Source organism: Streptococcus sp. 27098_8_103 (genome assembly GCF_041432345.1).
GTDB lineage: Bacteria > Bacillota > Bacilli > Lactobacillales > Streptococcaceae > Streptococcus > Streptococcus mitis_BV.
Genome location: NZ_JAPVZK010000010.1, coordinates 14,832 through 34,531 on the forward strand (window position 1 = coordinate 14,832; position 19,700 = coordinate 34,531).

Sequence of the window (19,700 nt, forward strand, 5' to 3'; positions counted from 1 at the left end):
TTTATATTTAAATCTTCGTTAGTTTTTATCAGTATTTTTGTATATTTATTTAAAACTAATCTTGTAAAACAATTGCTTTATCTCATTTTTATATATTTTCCTTTTATCATTTAACTTTAGAAAGACGATTGCAAAACTTTCTACCAACTTTTGAGGTTTTCCAAGATAGTTGAATAATGAAGTATAGTGAAATAAAACAAAAAAACGAGCACTTTCGCACTCGTTCTCTGATATAAACTACTGATTAAAGTGAGTTTACGTCAACTTTGATACCAACACCTTGAGTAGTTGTGATAGTCAAGTTTGTTACGTAAGTTCCTTTAGCTGTAGCTGGTTTTGCTTTTTGGATTGTTTCGTTGAAAGCTTTGAAGTTTTCAACCAATTTTTCAGCTTCAAATGATACTTTACCGATGATTGCTTGAACGTTACCTGCACGGTCAGCACGGTAAGTGATTTTACCACCTTTAGACTCTTCAACTGCTTTAGCAACATCCATTGTTACAGTACCAGTTTTAGGGTTTGGCATCAAGTTACGTGGTCCAAGGACACGTCCAAGACGTCCAACAAGAGCCATCATGTCAGGTGTAGCGATAACTACGTCGAAGTCCAACCAACCGTCGTTGATTTTAGCAACAAGGTCATCTTCACCAACAAAGTCTGCACCAGCAGCTTTTGCTTCTTCAGCTTTTGCACCACGTGCGAAAACAAGAACGCGTGAAGTTTTACCAGTACCGTTTGGCAATACCATTGCTCCACGGATTTGTTGGTCAGCTTTTTTAACGTCGATGTTCAAGTTGTAAGCAACTTCTACAGTTGCGTCAAATTTTGCAAAGTTAGTTTCTTTTGCAAGTGCTACAGCTTCTTCTACGCTGTATGCTTTTGTGCTGTCGATTTTCTCAAGAGCAGCACGAAGTTGTTTGCTTTTTTTAGCCATTTTCTATTCTCCTTGTAAGTGGTTCAATCGATTTTCATCTCCCACGTCACTTCTCGAAATGATGAAGTCTTGCGGGTTATATTGGGGTGTTATTGATTAGTCAACAACAGTGAATCCCATAGAACGAGCAGTACCTTCGATCATACGCATTGCAGACTCTACGTTTGCTGCGTTCAAATCTGGCATCTTAGTTTCTGCAATTTCTTGTACTTGTGCACGAGTAACTGTAGCAACTTTAGTTTTGTTAGGTGTACCTGATCCTTTTTCAACACCTGCAGCTTTTTTCAAAAGAACAGCAGCTGGTGGTGTTTTAGTGATGAAAGTAAATGATTTATCTTCGTAAACTGAGATAACAACTGGAATGATCATACCAGCTTGGTCAGCTGTACGAGCGTTGAACTCTTTTGTGAATCCCATGATGTTGATACCAGCTTGACCAAGAGCAGGTCCAACCGGTGGAGCTGGTGTAGCTTTACCAGCAGGGATTTGCAATTTTACAAGTTTTTCGACTTTTTTAGCCATTTTTAAATCCTCCTTTGTGGTTTTGGCGGTAATTAAAGATTTTTACCTCCCACAAGCATGCTTTACACATACTCATCTATTATACACTATTTATCTAGAATTGCAAGAGAAAAGTTTATTTTTTAATCGACGTAATCTCCGCCTTCAAAGCCGTAGTATTCTTCCAAACTGAGACCACTGGCAGCTATTTCTTTAGCTTCTTTTCCGACATATCGAAGGTGCCATTCCTCAGCCATATATCCTGTTTCTTTTTCTTTACCTTTGAGATAACGGACAACAAAGCCATAATCAGCAGCATGGTCCAAGAGCCATTGGGCCGCTTTTTCTTCTGTTACCAAATCACCATTTGTCCCAATCACATCAAAGGCTAAACCTGTCTGGTGTTCGCTATAGCCAGGTCGAGCAGAATAACGGTCAGCTGCTGCCTTCCCATCTTGGTTGACATAATCTTGATAGAGCTTGGTCTGAGTTTCATAACTTCTAAAACCACTGTAATGATCACTAATCGGGAATCCTGCCTCTTGCATAGCTTTAATGAGTTTGACCAACTCAGCCTTGGCTGTTGGATTTTCCCCTGGATTGTAGTCTTTTGACAATGGGTAGTGTTTATTGGCTACGATGATTTCATCGTATTTCCCTTGGATGCTGTAGTAGTCTCCTTTGTTAACCACTTCTGCTTTTTTCTGGGCAGCTCCTTGAGCCTTACTTCCTACTGTTCCATCAGCTTTAGCTGTTTGCTCTGTCTTAACTGAGCCATCTTCATTTTTTGCTTTTTCTTGTGAACAAGCTGCTAGACTCAAGGCTAGCAAAGCTGTCAAGATAAGGTATCTTTTTTTCATTTCTACTCCTTTATTTCTAATAGTTTATCTACTTCTAACGATAAACGTTTGACTAATCTTTTAATCTCATCCGGTTTTGCTTGGCAGGTTTCTGCTGTCATTTCTTCAAAGGGAACCCACCAGACTGGACCACGTCCCTTGAGACCGTGACCATTCATATCACCTCTTCGTCTAGGGAAAAGATGCCAGTGGAGATGGGCATCGCCATTTCCTAAAAGTTCAATATTCATTTTCTCGGCAGCAAAGGCCTTGGCAACTGCCTCTTGGACCACACTCATTTCTTCTAGAAAACGGAGTCTTGTCTCCTTTTTCAAATGGTGCAATTCGGTGACATGTTCCTTGGCTAGAAAGAGACTATAGCCTGCAAAATACTGGTGGTCTCCAATCACAAGATAGCCTGTTTCCAACTCTTTGACAAAATAGGGATTTTCTCCCTTCTTGATGACCTCAATTCTCTGGCAAATCAAACACATATTAGTCTACCAATGCGCTCTTAAGATAAGCATCAACCATACGTTCCGTTGCGACCACCGAGTCAATATGAGTACGCTCATAAGAATGGCTAGACTCGATACCAGCACCGAGAAGGGCGTGTTTGACTTCTGCCCCTGCAGACATAGCTGCTGAAGCGTCCGAACCATAAAATGGATAGATATCCAGCTTAAATGGAATATCTTGATCTTTAGCCAAAGCAACCAAATGTTGACGGAAGTCATAGTGATAAGGGCCTGAAGCATCCTTGACACAGATAGACACTGTATATTCGTCTGTTTGCTGGTCATCTCCCATAGCTCCCATATCCACAGCCAGATATTCGACTACCTGAGCAGGAATACTAGAGTTAGCACCGTGTCCCACTTCTTCAAAGACTGAAAAAGCGAAATGGGTTGTTACTGGCAATTCAATCTTCTCTTCCTTATAAATACGAAGCAGGTTAAGCAAAATTGCTGCACTGACCTTGTCATCCAAGTGGCGAGACTTGATAAAACCTGTCTCTGTCACGACAGTTCGTGGGTCAAAACTGATAAAATCACCGACCTCAATCCCCAAGGTACGAGTTTCTTTTTCATTGGTTACTTTGGCGTCCAAACGCACTTCCATATTGTCCTGCGTGCGTTCTGCCGTTCCTGCATCCTTGTAGACATGGCAAGAAGTTTGGTGGATGAGGATGGTTCCTGATACCTTTTGACCTGTGCTAGCCACATGAACGGTACAGTTTTCACCTTCAATCATGTTCCAAGGAAAACCACCGATACGATCCAGCTTGAGACGGCCGTCTGGTTTGACAGCACGGACAATAGCACCCAACGTATCTACATGGGCAGTCACATAGCGATGCTCTTCATCATTTTGACCTTTGATGGTCACATTGACACCGCCTTTGGCTGTACGAACTGGCTGGTAACCAAAACCTTCTAGAGTCTTGACTAAATAGTCCGCAATCTCACGAGTGAAGCCTGTTGGCGATGCGATGGCTGTCAGTTCTTTGATATATTCTACTGTTTGATTCATTTCTTCACCTCTTTTGCTACCTATTATAACACATTTATCATCGGATAAAAAAAGAAAATCACTCCTGTAGACTTGGCTACAAAAGTGATTTTAATGATTATTCCATTTCAAAAACATCGCTTTCTTGCTTGTTTGGTAGAACCAATGAGAGCAAGATTCCGACAACGGCTGGTACTAACCATGGGAGTGATGCCTTGGCAAAAGGAAGAGCGTTGACAAGATTCGCAAGAAACTCAACCTTAAACGAGCTTCCTAATACGCTTGCAATAGCAATAGCTGTAACAACAGCAATTGTCAACTGCATACCTGGTTTTGAAAGAGCCACAAATTTGTTGACAATGACAATCATAACGATAGCAATCGTGATTGGGTACAAGATAACCAGTACTGGAATGGAGTACTTGATAATCGCATCAAGACCCAAATTAGCAATGGCAAATCCAATCAAGGTAAAGGCTGTCGCATAAACCTTGTAGCTGATTTGCGGGAAGCGCTCATTAAAGAACTCAGCTGTTGACACAATCAGACCAACTGTTGTTGTGAAGCAGGTTACGGTAACCATAGCTGCAAGGAAGAGTTGAGCTGTTGAGCCAAAGATTTCTTGAGTGGCTTGTGACAAAATGTAAACACCTGGTGTTCCACCCTTCATCGCTTCAGCTGGTACTGGGAAATGATTTCCAAGGAAGCCTAAACCGATGTAAAGAGCACTGAAGGCAAGGGCTACAACGATACCAACAACCCAAATAGTTGAAATGTATTCTTTCTTACTTGAAAATCCAAGTTGTTTCAAGGTTTGAACTGCGATTACGCTAAAGGCAACTGAAGCAAGGGCGTCCAAGGTATTGTAACCTTCTAGGAAACCTGTACCAAAGGCAGAAGCTTGATAGGCAGCTGAAGCAGCTTGAGGACTTGTTCCACCGTATTTGAAAGCTCCCAGAACAACCAAGATAACAATCAAAATCGCAAAGACTGGTGTTAAAATACGGCCGATACGGTCCAAGATTTTTGATGGATTAAGCGAAATCAAATAGGCTGCCGCAAAATACAGAATAGTAAAGACAATCAAACCAAGACCTTTATTTGCATCCGACAAAAGTGGGCTAATCCCTACCTCGTAAGCTGTTGTAGCTGTACGTGGGATAGCAAAGAATGGACCGATTGACAAGTAAAGAACTGAGAGGTAAAGAGTCGCAAACCAAGGCGCTATCTTTGTTGAAATCTCGTAGATATATCCTTTAGGATTTAGCGTTCCAATAATAAGAGTCAAGACGGCGATACCGACACCTGAAAAGACAAAACCTGCGATGGCAGGAAGAAAATGTTCTCCAGATAGAGCACCTAGAGAAGGCGGAAAAATCAAGTTCCCCGCACCAAAAAATATTCCAAACAGGAGTAAACCTGTTAAGGCACCTTTTTTAGCCATGAAAATCTCCTTCATATTTATAAAATACTGACCTAGTATATCATGAATAGGAGTATGAAAAAAGCTTCACGAAGTAAATATTGAATGTTTTCAAGATTCTTAAAAATGAGAATTGTCTAAAAATAAAATCCCCTACCTAGTCCACGCCAAGTAGGAGAAATGCAAATTTTTAAAGTTCTTCAAAGGCCATCATGCCACCTTGGACATTGATAACCTCATAACCTTGTTCTGATAAGAATTGGCAAGCACGCGCCGATCTCATTCCAGATTTGCAAATAACATAATGTAACTGATCCTTGTCCAATTGATCATAAGTATCAGCTAATTGACTCAGAGGAAGATTCTGAGCACCTTCTAAATGAAGAGCTTCAAACTCATCCACTTCTCTCACGTCCACTAAAGAAAGTTGGTCTTTTTGGTAAAGCTGGTAAAATGCGTCAAAGGTTATTTCTTTCATTCTTTTTCTCCTAATACTCTTCGAAAATCAAATTCAAACCACGTCAGCGTCGCCTTACCGTACTCAAGTACAGCCTGCGGCTAGCTTCCTAGTTTGCTCTTTGATTTTCATTGACTATAAAATGGTTTTAATTCTTTCTTTCAAATCCGGTACCACTTCTGCCTCAAACCAAGGATTTTTGGCCATCCAGATTTGATTTCGCGGCGAGGGATGAACTAATGGAAAATAGGTTGGTAAGTACTTCTGGTAATGTTTTACCCGTTCTGTCACTTTGCCACTGACTTTCTCCTTTAAATAGTAGGCCTGGGCATATTGTCCAATCAAGAGGGTCAACTTTATATCTGGTAATTCTTGCAAGAGCTGTGGATGCCATTTTTCTGCAAACCCAGTTCTCGGTGGCAGGTCACCTGACTTACCATGCCCTGGAAAGTAAAAATCCATAGGCAGAACAGCAAAATAACCTGAATTGTAAAAGGTATCTTCATCCACACCTAGCCAGTCTCTCAGGCGGTCACCACTCTTATCTTTCCAGTAAAGGCCTGCTTCTTGGGTTTTAAGTCCAGGTGCCTGACCGATGATATTGATGCGAGCAGTCTTTGGCGCTGCAAAAAGAGGTTCTATTCCGCGTTCGGTATAGTTGGCATTCTGCGGATCCGCCATAATAGCCTGCTTGATTCTTTCGATTTGAGACATCTACTTCCCCTCCAAAAAGAAGTCTAAGCATAAGATCTCAGACTTCTATCGTTTTATTTGATCAATTCATAAATAGCTTCGGCATAGATTGCTGCAGCTCGGAAGAGATCGTCCAAGGCGATAAATTCATTGGCTTGGTGCATGGTGTCAATTGAGTCTGGGAACATGGCACCGTAGGCAACTCCGCGTTCGAGCAAACGACCAAAGGTTCCACCACCGATAACTTGCTCGTGACCTTTAAGGCCAGTTTGTTTTTCATAGACATTCAACAAGGTTTGCACAAGTGGATCTTCCATTGGCACATAGTGAGGGGTATGCCCGTGCTCAGAAAGGCTAACAGAAGCAACTGACAAGTTTTCAAGGATTGACTTGATTTGCTCTGGGCTTGTTCCTTTTGGATAGCGGATATTAAGGGCAATGGTATTATCAGCACTTGCTTCATCGAAGCGGAAGACACCCGCATTCATAGAAAGGGCACCCATCTTTTCATCCACATGGGCAATCTTGAGATTTTCACCCTCATGGTCGTTCAAGAGAATTTTACCAGCGATGTCAAGGTAGTCTTTAGCTGGTCCTGCAAAGTCAAACTGACTGAGGAAGAGAGCTAGGTAAGTTGCACCATTGACACCTGAAGCAGGCATAGCACCGTGGGCTGATTTACCAATGATCGTCACCTTGTATTGGCCAGCTTCTTCTTGAATTTCTCCTCTGAGTTTGTGTTCTGCAACAAAAGTATCTAGTTTACTTTGCAAGTCAGCTAAGTCACCTGAAACAACTGCTGTTGCTGATTCAGGAACCATGTTTTCACGCAAACCACCTGTGAAGCTGTGAAGACGGGCAACACCTGCATTTTCACCTGCAAAGTGGAGGTATTCCGTGATATTTCCTTTTTCACCATTGATGATAGGGAATTCAGCGTCTGGAGAGAAACCGAAGTCTGGCTTCGCAAGTCCTACGTGCTCGAAGTAGTAGTCCATATCTGCCCAACCTGATTCTTCGTCTGTTCCGACGATGAAACGAACTTTCTTAGAAGTTGGAAGACCCAATTCTTTGATGATTTTCAAACCATAGTAACAAGCTGTTGTAGGACCCTTATCGTCAGAAGCTCCACGCGCATAAAGACGACCGTCTTTGATAGTTGGTGTGTAAGGGTCTGTGTCCCAACCGCTACCAGCAGGCACTACGTCCATGTGGGCAAAGATTCCGAGAACTTCTTCTCCATCACCAAACTCGAAATGTCCTGCGTAGTTGTCAACATTTTTAGTTGGGTAGCCATCGCGGTCTGCAATTTCAAGGAATTTCTCCAAAGCTTTTACCGGCCCAGGTCCAAATGGATGCTCAGCATCAACCTTGCTGTCATCACGTTCAGAGTTGATTTCTAAAAGGCTAAACAAGTCAGCCAAGAGGTCTTCTTTACGTTTTTCTACTTCTGCTGTAAAATCAATTGTTGTCATTTTTTTCTTCTTTCTATCTTTTCTCGATGATTTCATCTACTGGCAAGCGGTAGCTTGGTTCTAATTTTTCGTCTGTGTAACCCACTGTAATCAAGAGTTCTGGGCGGAAGCGGTCTTCGATTTCCAAAACTTCGTTGACTTTTGATTTGTCAAAACCAAGAATCAGATTTGATCCGATTCCTTGGTCTGTAAGAGCCAAAACCAAGTTCATAGCAACCAAACCTGCATTGAGGGCTAGGTAGTCGCTGACTTGTTGCTCACTGTAACGGGCAAATTCAGCAGGCAAATTTTTCATGAAGTATTGTAGTTGTTCTTCTGAGAAATTGTTAGCACCACCAACTCGGGCAATTTTACGGGCACGTTTGGCAAGGTCCGTATCTGTAAACAAGGCAATGGTTACAGGTGCTGATGATACCTGTTCAAAGTTTGAACCGTATGCCAATTTTGCTAGTTCGGCATTTTTCTCCCGAACGACCACAAATTTCCAAGGCTGGCTGTTGTGGGCGCTTGGCGCCAAGGTTGCAATTTCGATAGCCGTACGCACATCTTTTGGATCAACTGGCTTATCAGTGAAATGCTTAGTCGCATGACGTTTTTTATTTAATTCAAGAAATTTCATAATCTATTTCCTTTTCTAATTCTACTGCTTCCATTCTACCATAATTTGAAAGAGGTTGCAGAGATTTTTCGTAGAGACAAACTGGAACAAGGATAAGCAACTGAATGAAGAAAATCATTTAAATCAGGAATCCCCTCATCCAGTTCCAATTAATTTTCAGTTACTTAAAGAAACTAGTCTATCTTATATTCTGACTTTATAGCCTCCAAGAAATTCTTCACATCTTCTACATACCCATGCTTTTCTATTAAGCTTGCTAATAGTTCCAGATTGTGCCCCTGATAGTTGTCTTCTCGTCGTAGCTCTTCATACATTTCGATAAAAGGAAGCCCCTTGAATTTGGCCAACTCCAACTCCGCTTCATAGTCATAAGCAACTTTACGAAATAGGATATTTACCAATTCCCCATCTTCAACTTCTATCACGGCATACTGGGCACGGTGATTTTTTAACGCCTCCCAATTAAAATAGGGCATGCCAATCGACCCTGGATTGATGATTTGTTGCCCTTGACTGCCGTAACGAAGCAACTGCTTGTGGACATGACCATAGACTGCCACGTCCGTTTCCTCATCTAGCAGTTGGTCAAATTTTTCTGTATCATTCCCAACCAACAAGTCACCCCCATAATTTTTGTCAGGTAAATTATGAGAGATAGAAAAGCGCAACCCATCAACCTCTTTCTTTTCCAGCAAAGGCAAGCTTCGTAACCAGACAATCGTTGCAGGATCCATTCGCTCCATCAAAAACTGGGTCATTCGCATTGACTGGATTTCTTGTGGATGTTCCAAACCATATTCACCATCCAAGGCCTCAAGGACACAATCATCCCAATTACCTCGAACACTTGCTGTGATAGGAAGGTCCTTTAGCAGGGCTACCAAATCATTTGCACCTGGACCAGGAAGAAAAATATCTCCCATAAGCCAATATTCACTGGCTCCTTGAGTTTTAGCATCTGCAATCACTGCTTCTAAAGCCGTCGCATTTCCATGAATATCTGATAAAATTGCGATTTTATGTTTCATTGTGGTTTCCTTCCGTTTGGTAATCTACTCTTTCTTCCGCCACTTGAGCTAATTCCACTTCTTCCTGCGGGTTCAATTTTCTTTGCACAGTCTCTGCTACTGCTCTAGGCACTCCAACTTCGACAATCTCATCCACACTGGCTTCCTTGATTTTGGCCAGAGACTTGAAATGCTTCATGAGATTCTGCTTGCGTTTAGGTCCTAGCCCTTCAATTCCATCCAGTTGTGATGAAAAGGAATTTTTGGAGCGCAGTTGGCGGTGGAAAGTAATGGCAAAGCGGTGGACCTCATCTTGAATGCGTTGCAAAAGGAAAAATTCCTGAGAATTGCGAGACAACTCCACCACCTCAAGCGGATCTCCAAAGAGCAATTCATGGGTTTGGTGCTTATCATTCTTTTGCAGACCTGCAATGGGGATATCCAAGCCCAGTTCCTCTTGGATGACTTGCTTGGCGATATTGACTTGACCTTGTCCCCCATCAATCACAATCAAATCTGGAGGAGTCAAACCGTCACGCTGTACTCGACCATAGCGCCTGCGAATGACTTCTCTCATACTGGCATAGTCGTCTGGCCCGACTACGGTTTTGATTTTATACTTACGGTAATCCTTCTTACTTGGTTTGCCATTGACAAAGACTACCATGGCTGAAACAGGACTAGTTCCCATGATATTGGAGTTATCGAAGGACTCGATGCGAACTGGAGTCGGAATTTGGAGCAAACGTCCTAGATTTTCAATAGCTCCTTGTGTCTTTTCGACAGATTTCTCCAGCAGGTTGAATTTCTGCTCTAGGCTGACTCGGGCATTCTTTATAGCCAGATTGACCAGTTGCTTTTTCTCTCCACGCTGGGGTTTGAGAATCTTGGTGTCTACCAAAGCCTTTACAGCTTCTTCGTCAATATCCTGCGGAATCAGCACCTCATTAGGAACTAGGTGAGATTTTTCTTGATAGAATTGTCCCACATAGGTCAAGAAATCCTCATCCGGATCATTATAATAAGGGAAAAGATTGACATCGCGCTCAATAAGCTTACCCTGACGAACAAAGAAAACCTGAACACACATCCAGCCCTTGTCGACATAGTAGCCAAAGACGTCACGGTTTTGGAGATCCTTGGCCATAACCCGTTGCTTGGTCCTAAGAGTCCCAATCGCCTGAATCAGGTCACGGTATTCCGCTGCCCGTTCAAATTCCATACTTTGTGCTGCGGATGCCATCTTACCCTTGAGATCATCGATGATTTTGTCATCCTGCCCTTTTAGGAAATCAGAAACCTCCTGAGCCATAGACTTGAAGTAGGACTCATCCTTCTTACAGATAGTGTGGGCCATACATTGACCGATATGGTAGTAAAAACAGACCTTAGAGGGTGGATTGGTACACTTGCGAAAAGGGAAAATCCGATCCAGCAGTCGCTTGATTTCATTGGCTGCTCCCACATCTGGATAGGGACCAAAATAGAGACCTCCGTCTTTTTTGACCTGACGGGTGATAATCAAACGAGGATAGCGTTCATTGGTGATTTTGATGAAAGGATAAGACTTATCATCCTTGAGCATGATATTGTACTTGGGCTTGTTTTCCTTAATCAGGTTGATTTCTAAGAGAAGTGCCTCAATATTAGACTCCGTAACGATAAATTCAAAATCCACAATTTCAGACACCAAGGCCTCTGTTTTGGTATCATGACTTCCACGGAAATAAGACCTCACGCGGTTACGCAGATTTTTAGCCTTTCCTACATAGATAATGGTGCCGTTTTTATCCTTGTGAATGTAGCAACCAGGACTGGTTGGCAAGAGCTCTAGTTTTGATTTAATCAAGTTATTCATAGTTCCATTATAGCAAAAAAGTAGGGAAAGATAGTCCCCTACTCATTGGTCTCATATATTTTTCGAAGTCTTGCAACATCCTCTTTCTGGATACCATAAAAGGAACCTGCAGGTTGCATGACAGACTTCTCATCTGTATGGTCCAAGCCAATCGCATGCCCCAACTCATGTTCTGCCGTATGGACAATGCGCTCATAGGAATAGCCATAGTCAGGATTGGACAGATAATAATGATTCAACCGCACCGTTACGGATAAGAATTGCCCTGTCAAGAGATTGGTCTGACTTTCCGCCTCTCCTGCCACAGGAGTGTTTCCGTCGTTCATCTCCGTAGCCAAGATATCTGCCTTGCTGGCTTCAGTGACAATTTCAAAGTTAAAAGCACCCGTTTGATTCCAGTTCTGAATTGCTTCTAAATACGCCTCTTGAAATCCTGAATCCATCTGAGGATCCAGGCAAATACGAGCTAAAGCCTGTGGCCACCTTCCTTCAGAGTGTTGGTGGCTATCTGTCTTGTTCAACTTAGGCAGTTGTCCTGTTTTTTCCCATTGGTCGATACTTTGTTGACCAATTTTTACTGACCGCTCTGCTTGCTTTAGCGCTCCTTGAAAATCACCGTTCAGATACCAGAGAAGTCCAAAAGCAAAAGCACACAAAAGAAAAGCTATCCAAACTAGACGCCAAAACAAACGCCACACAAAAGAAAAGAAAGCCCCTATCAAACGAAAAATCCAGCGCATGTCCCTCCACCTTTCTAGCAAATAAAGTCTATTTTACTAAAATAAGCTGAAAGAAAGCTAAAGACCAATTTTCTTATCTTAGCGTCCTAATATTTTTTTGAGTAACTGAATAGCTTTATATTTTATGGGAGATGGATAATAACGGAAAGTTCCTGCTTTACGTACAATATAACCATTAAAATTTTGTTTAAAACGTAAAACACCATCACTACCATCAAAAATCCCTTGAATCCCTAGAAAGTTGTATTTAGGGATCCCACGTTTTATGCTTTCCAACATAACATATTTCTGAAGCAAAGCTGGTGCATAAAATTTATTAAACTCAGTATAGGAACCACTAAAAAGATAGGTCGTTTCTTGAGGCATATAAATAAATAAACTACCTGCTAAGACAAGATCTTTCTCTCCATATTTTTTAATCAACTCTCGTGCTTCTGCTTTTCGAACTTCAAAGCTTTCATACTGCCTAGCCAACTCTTTGTGTTCTTTTTTCTTTTGTGCAGAATCTGGATATTGTTCTAATAAGAGTAATGAGGTAGCTATTTTTTCAGATAATTCTTTTTGCTTATGTATTAAATTTTGTATATATTCTCCTAAATTTAGAATAGCAATTACAAACTCGGCTTTTTCTCCAAAAGAGTCATAAAAATGCTCATAATATTCTAAACTTTTATCACTATATTCTCGACGTTCAGAGGTTGTTTTTGTTATATCTTTAAAAATTGAAAGTTCTTCACGATTTAATTTTTTCAACTGAATACCAAATGTATCAGCCTTTTTCACCAAAGCTTTCCCCTTTTTACTAAAACTGTTAAGCAAGGTCTTTTCAGTTAGCTCATTCAAATCTTTACAATATAACCAATCCGGTTCTCCACCTGGGTAACCTGTTTTTAAACCATCAAATTGATAACCTAAATCAGTCAAATCTTGAATAATACTTTTTTTCTCAGCATCTATTGGATTACCTTCACCATCAAAAGTTTGATAAGTTTCATAAGGTTTTACAAGCAACTCTAATACACCATTTTGCTTGGCATATTCTTTTAACTCCGCATAAAAAACTGGGAGAGCATCTTGTTGGGTATAAATCGGCCCCGAATTGATCTCCATATGTAGACCACCCAGCATGGGCAAGCTATAAACCAGAGCTGCAACTTGAATTTCTCCTTCTTGATTCAATGCAAGATAAACAATTCGAGCCCCTCTTTTTTCTAACAAGTCCCCCATCTGGACAGATTGCATAAAAGAACGAGAAGAGACCTGATCAGAATAAGCTTGAAATTCTTCTTTTGTGAGTGTAATTAATGCCATGTACTTACCTTCTATGATGTTTTGTTCTTAATGCCTTGCGAAAATCAAGAGCGATTCTTAACAGAGAATAAAGAGGATGGGTGGGCATTGTAAACTCACCCAAGTATTCTTCAATCGTTGGATTAAATTTTTCCTTAAAATGGTAAAGTCCACCATTGAGAGAGTTTTCAACACCACCTAAATTTTGCCACACCATACCTCGCTCAAAGGCATAGCGAGCTGTTTCATACCAAGTCAAAATAGGGGCTTTATATCGTCTAAAATCTTCATCCATTCCTGCGTATAGATTGACAGAAGTTTGTCCGAATTCTAAAGTCAAGGTAGCCGCTAAAGGAACTCTTGCTTGACCTGCATCTATATATTCCTGCAAGAAGGTCAATTCCTCTAACAAACGTTCTTTTTCCTTCTTCTGCGCTTCTACTTTTGAAGTTCGAGTCGACTCAGTAAACGCCTCTTCCAACGCTAAGTTTTTCGCTAACTGTTCTTCTAATTCTCGTAAACGCTTAGCGATATCCAGAGTAGCCAGCGTAATGTAGGCCTTGTCCTTAAAATTATCTAACAATTTTTTATAATAGGCTTCATTCCTCAAATGGATATCTTTTCGCTTCTCAGTTTTTTTCATCAAAAACGAGAAAGATTCTAACAATTCATCTCTACCAATCTGAATCTCTACACCCTTATTTCGAGCGGATCGAATAGCTTGTTTTGTTGACTTGCAAAGTTTATCTTCTATAAAATTTTCCTTGTATACTTTTGCCTGAATACGAGGCTGAATGGTATCTCCCATTCCATCGGTCTTTCCTGACCACCTTACTCCCATTCTTTGCAAATTTTCAATAATAGCCATATTTTCAGGATATTCTATTTTTTCATGCTTGATTGAACTTTGCGATAGGCAAATACTTGGGTCAAAAATCACAAAAATCGCTCTCTTGCTTCGAGCATAGGACTTAATGGATTGAAGAACAAAGTTCAAGAGTTCAGCATCCTTATAATCTAATACAGGACCTCTTGGGATATAAAACATTCTATAGCCTAGAGGAAGAGTTTTAATCAAAATACTAGCTGTAGCCAGTAATTTATCTCCTCGGTAGGCGCCAAACTTTTCATGTTGCCAATCAGACTTAACCTCTTCCCAAGCACTACTTTGTAATACATTGACTAATTCATGTTCTTTAACAAACTGATCATATTCTAATGTGGGAATGCCAATTTGATAACGATACATCTCTTACTCTCTTTCCAACAATAATAGAATTTAACTACTATTCTACTATTTTTGTTTAGAAAGTCTAGTAAAAACATATTTTAGTTTCTATTCCATAGAAGACATGGTTATTGAAAGAGTAATACAAACTAAACTAGCTTAATCTCTCTTCTAATTTGAAATCGATTGGTAGGGTTGCTAAGAACCGTTCCAATTGTTTTTCCCAGTAGTACCATTCGTGAGTTCCAGCACTATGGCTATAGGTCACATCAAATCCCAGTTTTTTGAGATTTTTCACTGCTAGATTATTGGCTTCATACAAGAAATCCTGCTCGCCACACCAAGCCCACAGCTTGGTCTTTTTATCCGATTTTTTAGCCAGACTTTCAAGAGAATAAGGACTAGTTGTCCAATCTTTAATCTCCCCAAAAACACCTCTCCAGTAAGCTGGTGTCCCCAGATTTTGGCTTTCAGGAGAAAAATCTTGAAAACTAAGGGCACCTGAAAAGCTAGCTGCATGAGAAAAACGATTTGTAGCAAGAGCCAATTTGAAACAGCCATAGCCTCCCATAGAAAGGCCAGCGATAAAGGTCTTTTCACGCTTGCTAGTCATATTAGGGAAGAAGCGTTTCAGAACCTCTGGCAATTCCTCTGCTAGAGCTGTGTAATAGTCAAAACCATATTGGGTATCGGTATACCAACCGTTGCTGGTATTGGGCATAACAACGATGAGATTGGTTCCTCGAAGTAAGCGTTCTACGTTGGTCCGCTTGAGCCAACTATTATGATTACCAGACATCCCGTGCAAGAGGTACAAGACTGGAATGTCTTTACAATCTGGTTCTTCCACTCGATTAGCATCAGGATAGAGGACATTCACTCCCCACTCCATATCCAAAACTTGTGAGTAATACTCGATTTTCATTACTGCCATAATTTTTCCTCTATTTTTCTATAAGAAAAAGCCGAAATTCGACTTTCTCTCCGTTTATTTCATCGCTTATTTTGCTTCCATGACTACTGGTAAAATAGCTGGACGACGCTTAGTTTGATCAAAGAGATACTTGGTCAGATTATCACGAACCTTCCCTTTAAGATCTGCCCAGTCAAAGTCATCTCCTTGAAGATAGTCTTCTACCGTTTGGTTAATCAATTCTGAACTTTCACGGAGAATATCGCGACTCTTCTTGAGATAAACAAATCCACGCGTGTGAACACGAGCCTTGGCCACAATTTTCTTCTCACGACGATTAACGGTAATTGCTACGATGAAAATACCGTCCTCTGACAAGACCTTACGGTCACGAAGGACTACATTACCAACATCACCGATGGCATTCCCGTCAATCAAGACATCCCCTGCTGAAACCGCTCCAGCTGGGACAAAGTCCCCATTCTCATAAGCCATGCTGGTTCCCTTTTTAGGGATGAAAATGCGTTCTGGCAGCATCCCGACCGCCATAGCAGCCTTAGCATGGGCATCCAACTCACGGTATTCCCCTTGAATTGGGAAGAGATACTTAGGTTGCAAGAGATTGATCATCAACTGCAAGTCACGCGCATTTCCATGACCTGATACACGCAAGCTTTGAGTGATCAGTTTGACAACACCGCCAGCTTGGTAAATCATGTTTTCCACACGCGCCATAACTGCTTCTTTGGCGATAGACGGAGTGGTTACGATATAGACCAAGTCACCATCCTTGATTTCCACATAACGGTGGCGACCAATCGACATCTTGCGAAGACCGTTGATAGGCTCACCCATACGACCTGTCTCAAGGATAATCAACTCATGGTCTTCAAAGCGAGACATATCTTTTGGCTTAATCAAAAGACTCTCGTTAGCTAGAGACAATTTCTTAAGGCGAATAGCAGTACGGACGATATTTTCAATATCGAATCCTGTCAAGACCACACGACGGCCTGTTGCATCCGCAGCATCAAATACCTGCTGGATACGAGAGAGGTTGCTAGCTACTGCTGCAACGATAATACGTCCATCCCAATCAGAAATGGTTTGAGTGATCTCGTCCCCAACTTCACTTTCGCTAGCCACTTGGATATTGCTATCTGCATTGGCTGAATCGCTAAGAAGAGCTAGAACTCTGTCACGACCGATTTCTGCCAAACGAGCAAAGTCTGTCGCATAGGATTCACTAGCTGTCTGGTCAAATTTGAAGTCACCTGTGTAAACGATACTACCTTCAGCTGTCTTCAAGACAACACCCAGACTTTCTGGGATAGAGTGGGTCGTACGGAAGAAGGAAACCACAGTCCCGCCAAAATCAATCTCCGTATCCTCATCAATGACATGGAAATCATTGAATTTCTTAACTGTATCATTTCCTTTGACAAAGAGTTTGGCCAACTCAATGGTCAGCTCAGAGCCAAATACAGGTACCTTGGCTTCAGCCAAGAGATAAGGCAGAGCACCAATGGCATCCGCATGGCCGTGGGTCAAGAAGACTCCTGCGATACGATCCCTATTTTCAAAAAGGTAGTCCATATTTGGAATAACGACGTCTACCCCTAGTTGTTCATTTTCAGGGTATTTCAGACCTGCATCCAAAACGAAAATAGACCCATCGATTTCAGCGATATACATATTTTTCCCGTTTTCACGCACACCACCAAGTGTTGTTAAACTGATATTACTCATTTTTCCTCCGAAAGCTTTGTTTATCTTGATTATAGGGTTGCTTACCCTTTTATTCTAAAAGCACTATTACTTTTAGCCGAATCTTTTCCTACCATTATACCATTTTTTTGATGATTTTCAAAATGAAGATTTGTTTTCAAAAAGAGCTGGTTTCCCAACTCTTTCCTATCTGCTATTCTTTTTCCATTAAAAAGTCATAAATTTCTTGCACGGTACCCAGCGCCATCATTTCTTGGTCTTTGACGGTTTGTTTGAGATTTTGGTAAATCTGACTTTCTCCGATCTCCCGCTTTGGTGCCTCTTTATTGACTGTCATGACCCCATCTTTGATCGTCACAAAGCCTAGTTCTTCAAATACTTGAATCATCTTGACCAGCAAGATTTGCTGAATATTAAGATAAGCTACCAAATCTTTCAACTTGTAGCGAATATCAAACTCTGGGAACTGGTAGATAGTCTTGTACAATTTGGCAAACTGTTCTCTAGTCCCATACCCTGTCAGATAGTAGGCCTTGTCAATATCATTTTTGAAATAGACAGCAGAAAAATTCTGCTCCTGGAAAATGGTCTTCAGCTGAGTAATATCCTCAGGAATGGTTTTTACAACCACAGCATCACTATTTACTAGATTTGGCATTTCTCCAGCAAAATCCAATACTGGAACTCCCTCTGGCAAGACTGCATTCTTCCCACGGATGTTAAAAAGTTGAACGCCCTCCACACGCGCATCCACCATCATCAACTGCAGGGCAGTTTGGCCATTCCATTGGTTGACAGACAATTTGACTGCCAGCTCTAGATTCTTGGTTTGAGAAAACTCTGTCGCCCATCTGCCTTGACCAAAGGCTACCACTTCAAAACTCGCCTCACCTTTGGAAATTTTCAACTTGAGATGAGCATTGCCTGCTCCCATAGTACGGGCACTTTCGACCTGAAAATCCTTGATATAAAAGACAGGTTTCTGATTGTCCATGCCAAAAGGTGTCAAACGTTCAAAACTTTTGACCGTTTCCAAGCTAAGTGTCTCCAAATCCAGTTCTTCATCTAGATTTAACTTGTTCTTGCCAGCAGCATCTGCACCTTTTTCACGGGCATAGTCTTCCAAGACCTGAGATAAATCTGAGAGTTTCTCCACTTCCAGCGTCATTCCTGCTGCACCAGCATGGCCACCAAATGCGATGAAGAGATCTCGATGAGGATCCAGAGCCTCAAAAATATCCACTGCTTCCACACTACGAGCACTACCCTTGGCACGACCGTCCTCTATATTAAGAACGATGACTGTCTGCCCTAGTTCTTCCAACAAACGACCAGCCACGATTCCTAGAACCCCAGGATTCCAGCCTTCCTTGGCCAAGACTTGGACCTTCTTCTCAGGGTCCACCATGGTCTTAGTTTCTTCATAGATAGACTGGACGATTTCCTTGCGCTCTTCGTTTTTCTGATGAATCATGAGAGCAATCTCGTGCGCTTCCTCATCATCAAAGCCAGTCAACAAATCAATGGCAGGATTAGGATCATCCAATCTCCCCAAGGCATTTAAACGAGGAGCAATCTGGAAGCCAACCGTTTCTTCTGTAACTTCGTTGGCAGCAATCCCAGCCATGTCCAGCATTTCTTGCAGACCAATACGCTGAGTATGTCCCAACATTTCCAGACCATACTGAACCAAGATACGGTTCTCATCTGTCAAACTAACCATATCAGCAATGGTACCAATAGCGACCAAATCAAGCAATTCCACTTGTACTTCTTCTAACAGGGCACAAGCCAGCTTGAAAGCAACTCCACAACCAGCCAAATATTTGAAAGGATAGTTCGCATCCGGATGTTCAGGATGGACAATAGCATAGGCATCTGGTAAGGTTTCAGGCATGGAATGGTGGTCAGTCACAATGACATCCACTCCCATAGACTGGGCCAATTCAATGGCTTCGTGACCAGCAACCCCATTATCCACCGTCACAATCAAAGAAATCCCTTCTTGCTCGATAAAGTATTTGTAAACACTGGCATTAGGTCCATAACCATCGGTAAAACGATTGGGAAGATAAACCCGGCACTCAGCGCCAAGCTGTTCCAAACTTTCCTTAACAATAGAAGCCGAAGTCATACCATCCGCATCATAATCACCGTAAACGAGGATATTTTCCCCTTCTTCAATGGCCTGACGAATCCGTTCCACTGCCTTGTCCATATCATGGAGTAGATAAGGGTCGTGCAAGTCCTCCAAGGAAGGTTCTAAAAACTTCTTCAGACTTTCTTGGTCCTGAATCCCTCTTTCAAATAATAACCGAGCCACCTCAGGACCCAGTCCAGCCTTCTTGGCTATTTTTGTAAAATCCGCATCTTCTACCTGCGGGGCAAACCGCCATTCATAAGTAGGTGTTATCAAAAAGACATCCACTCTTTCTAAGAATTCTATTGCTTCATTATAACATGATTTAGGCTTTTTCTCTATC

The 19,700-nt window shown here is 41.6% G+C and carries 18 protein-coding genes; all 18 read right to left on the reverse strand.

Going from position 1 to position 19,700, the window contains the following annotated elements; translation table 11 throughout:
• Positions 1–244 precede the first annotated feature (244 nt).
• The 18 genes from rplA to recJ all read right to left on the reverse strand — a co-directional run bounded on the left by rplA (position 245) and on the right by recJ (position 19,633).
• Complete coding sequence (rplA, locus tag O3599_RS04435; RefSeq protein ID WP_001085675.1) at positions 245–934, reverse strand: 50S ribosomal protein L1; 690 nt, start codon at positions 932–934, stop codon at positions 245–247.
• Positions 935–1,030: 96 nt separating this feature from the next.
• A complete protein-coding gene (rplK, locus tag O3599_RS04440; RefSeq protein WP_001085807.1) occupies positions 1,031–1,456 on the reverse strand; it encodes a 50S ribosomal protein L11 in 426 nt (141 codons plus the stop codon).
• A 122-nt stretch (positions 1,457–1,578) separates the two neighbouring features.
• Positions 1,579–2,295, reverse strand: coding sequence for an LD-carboxypeptidase LdcB/DacB (ldcB, locus tag O3599_RS04445; RefSeq protein WP_261083019.1), 717 nt, complete (start codon positions 2,293–2,295; stop codon positions 1,579–1,581).
• 2 nt (positions 2,296–2,297) lie between these two features.
• Entirely contained in the window at positions 2,298–2,768 is a 471-nt protein-coding gene (locus tag O3599_RS04450; protein WP_371512130.1) for an HIT family protein, read from the reverse strand.
• Position 2,769: 1 nt separating this feature from the next.
• A complete protein-coding gene (locus tag O3599_RS04455) occupies positions 2,770–3,807 on the reverse strand; it encodes a M42 family metallopeptidase (RefSeq protein WP_371512132.1) in 1,038 nt (345 codons plus the stop codon).
• 97 nt (positions 3,808–3,904) lie between these two features.
• Positions 3,905–5,230: a branched-chain amino acid transport system II carrier protein gene (gene brnQ / locus O3599_RS04460; protein ID WP_371512134.1), complete on the reverse strand. Its 1,326-nt coding sequence runs from the start codon at positions 5,228–5,230 to the stop codon at positions 3,905–3,907.
• A 169-nt stretch (positions 5,231–5,399) separates the two neighbouring features.
• Positions 5,400–5,687 carry a rhodanese-like domain-containing protein gene (locus O3599_RS04465; protein ID WP_371512135.1) on the reverse strand — a complete coding sequence of 96 codons (288 nt, stop codon included), beginning with the start codon at positions 5,685–5,687 and terminating at the stop codon, positions 5,400–5,402.
• Between the two features lie 114 nt (positions 5,688–5,801).
• Positions 5,802–6,380, reverse strand: coding sequence for a uracil-DNA glycosylase family protein (locus tag O3599_RS04470; RefSeq protein WP_371512137.1), 579 nt, complete (start codon positions 6,378–6,380; stop codon positions 5,802–5,804).
• Between the two features lie 53 nt (positions 6,381–6,433).
• Positions 6,434–7,834, reverse strand: a complete 1,401-nt coding sequence (pepV, locus tag O3599_RS04475) for a dipeptidase PepV (RefSeq protein WP_045612124.1) — start codon at positions 7,832–7,834, stop codon at positions 6,434–6,436.
• 13 nt (positions 7,835–7,847) lie between these two features.
• Positions 7,848–8,453, reverse strand: coding sequence for a nitroreductase family protein (locus O3599_RS04480; RefSeq protein ID WP_045612125.1), 606 nt, complete (start codon positions 8,451–8,453; stop codon positions 7,848–7,850).
• 173 nt (positions 8,454–8,626) lie between these two features.
• A complete protein-coding gene (locus O3599_RS04485; RefSeq protein WP_045612127.1) occupies positions 8,627–9,481 on the reverse strand; it encodes a metallophosphoesterase in 855 nt (284 codons plus the stop codon).
• Positions 9,471–11,318 (reverse strand): excinuclease ABC subunit UvrC, encoded by a 1,848-nt coding sequence (gene uvrC / locus O3599_RS04490; protein ID WP_045612129.1) that lies wholly within the window; start codon positions 11,316–11,318, stop codon positions 9,471–9,473. Before uvrC ends, O3599_RS04485 begins: the two co-directional genes overlap by 11 nt.
• A 38-nt stretch (positions 11,319–11,356) precedes the next feature.
• Positions 11,357–12,058, reverse strand: coding sequence for a M57 family metalloprotease (locus O3599_RS04495; RefSeq protein ID WP_084928867.1), 702 nt, complete (start codon positions 12,056–12,058; stop codon positions 11,357–11,359).
• Positions 12,059–12,136: 78 nt separating this feature from the next.
• Complete coding sequence (locus O3599_RS04500; protein WP_261014355.1) at positions 12,137–13,369, reverse strand: aminoacyltransferase; 1,233 nt, start codon at positions 13,367–13,369, stop codon at positions 12,137–12,139.
• A 4-nt stretch (positions 13,370–13,373) separates the two neighbouring features.
• Positions 13,374–14,597, reverse strand: a complete 1,224-nt coding sequence (locus tag O3599_RS04505) for an aminoacyltransferase (RefSeq protein ID WP_084928865.1) — start codon at positions 14,595–14,597, stop codon at positions 13,374–13,376.
• Between the two features lie 133 nt (positions 14,598–14,730).
• Positions 14,731–15,510: an alpha/beta hydrolase family protein gene (locus tag O3599_RS04510; RefSeq protein WP_033689192.1), complete on the reverse strand. Its 780-nt coding sequence runs from the start codon at positions 15,508–15,510 to the stop codon at positions 14,731–14,733.
• Between the two features lie 66 nt (positions 15,511–15,576).
• Entirely contained in the window at positions 15,577–17,238 is a 1,662-nt protein-coding gene (locus O3599_RS04515; RefSeq protein WP_247939318.1) for a ribonuclease J, read from the reverse strand.
• Between the two features lie 172 nt (positions 17,239–17,410).
• Complete coding sequence (gene recJ / locus O3599_RS04520; RefSeq protein ID WP_371512141.1) at positions 17,411–19,633, reverse strand: single-stranded-DNA-specific exonuclease RecJ; 2,223 nt, start codon at positions 19,631–19,633, stop codon at positions 17,411–17,413.
• Positions 19,634–19,700 lie beyond the last annotated feature (67 nt).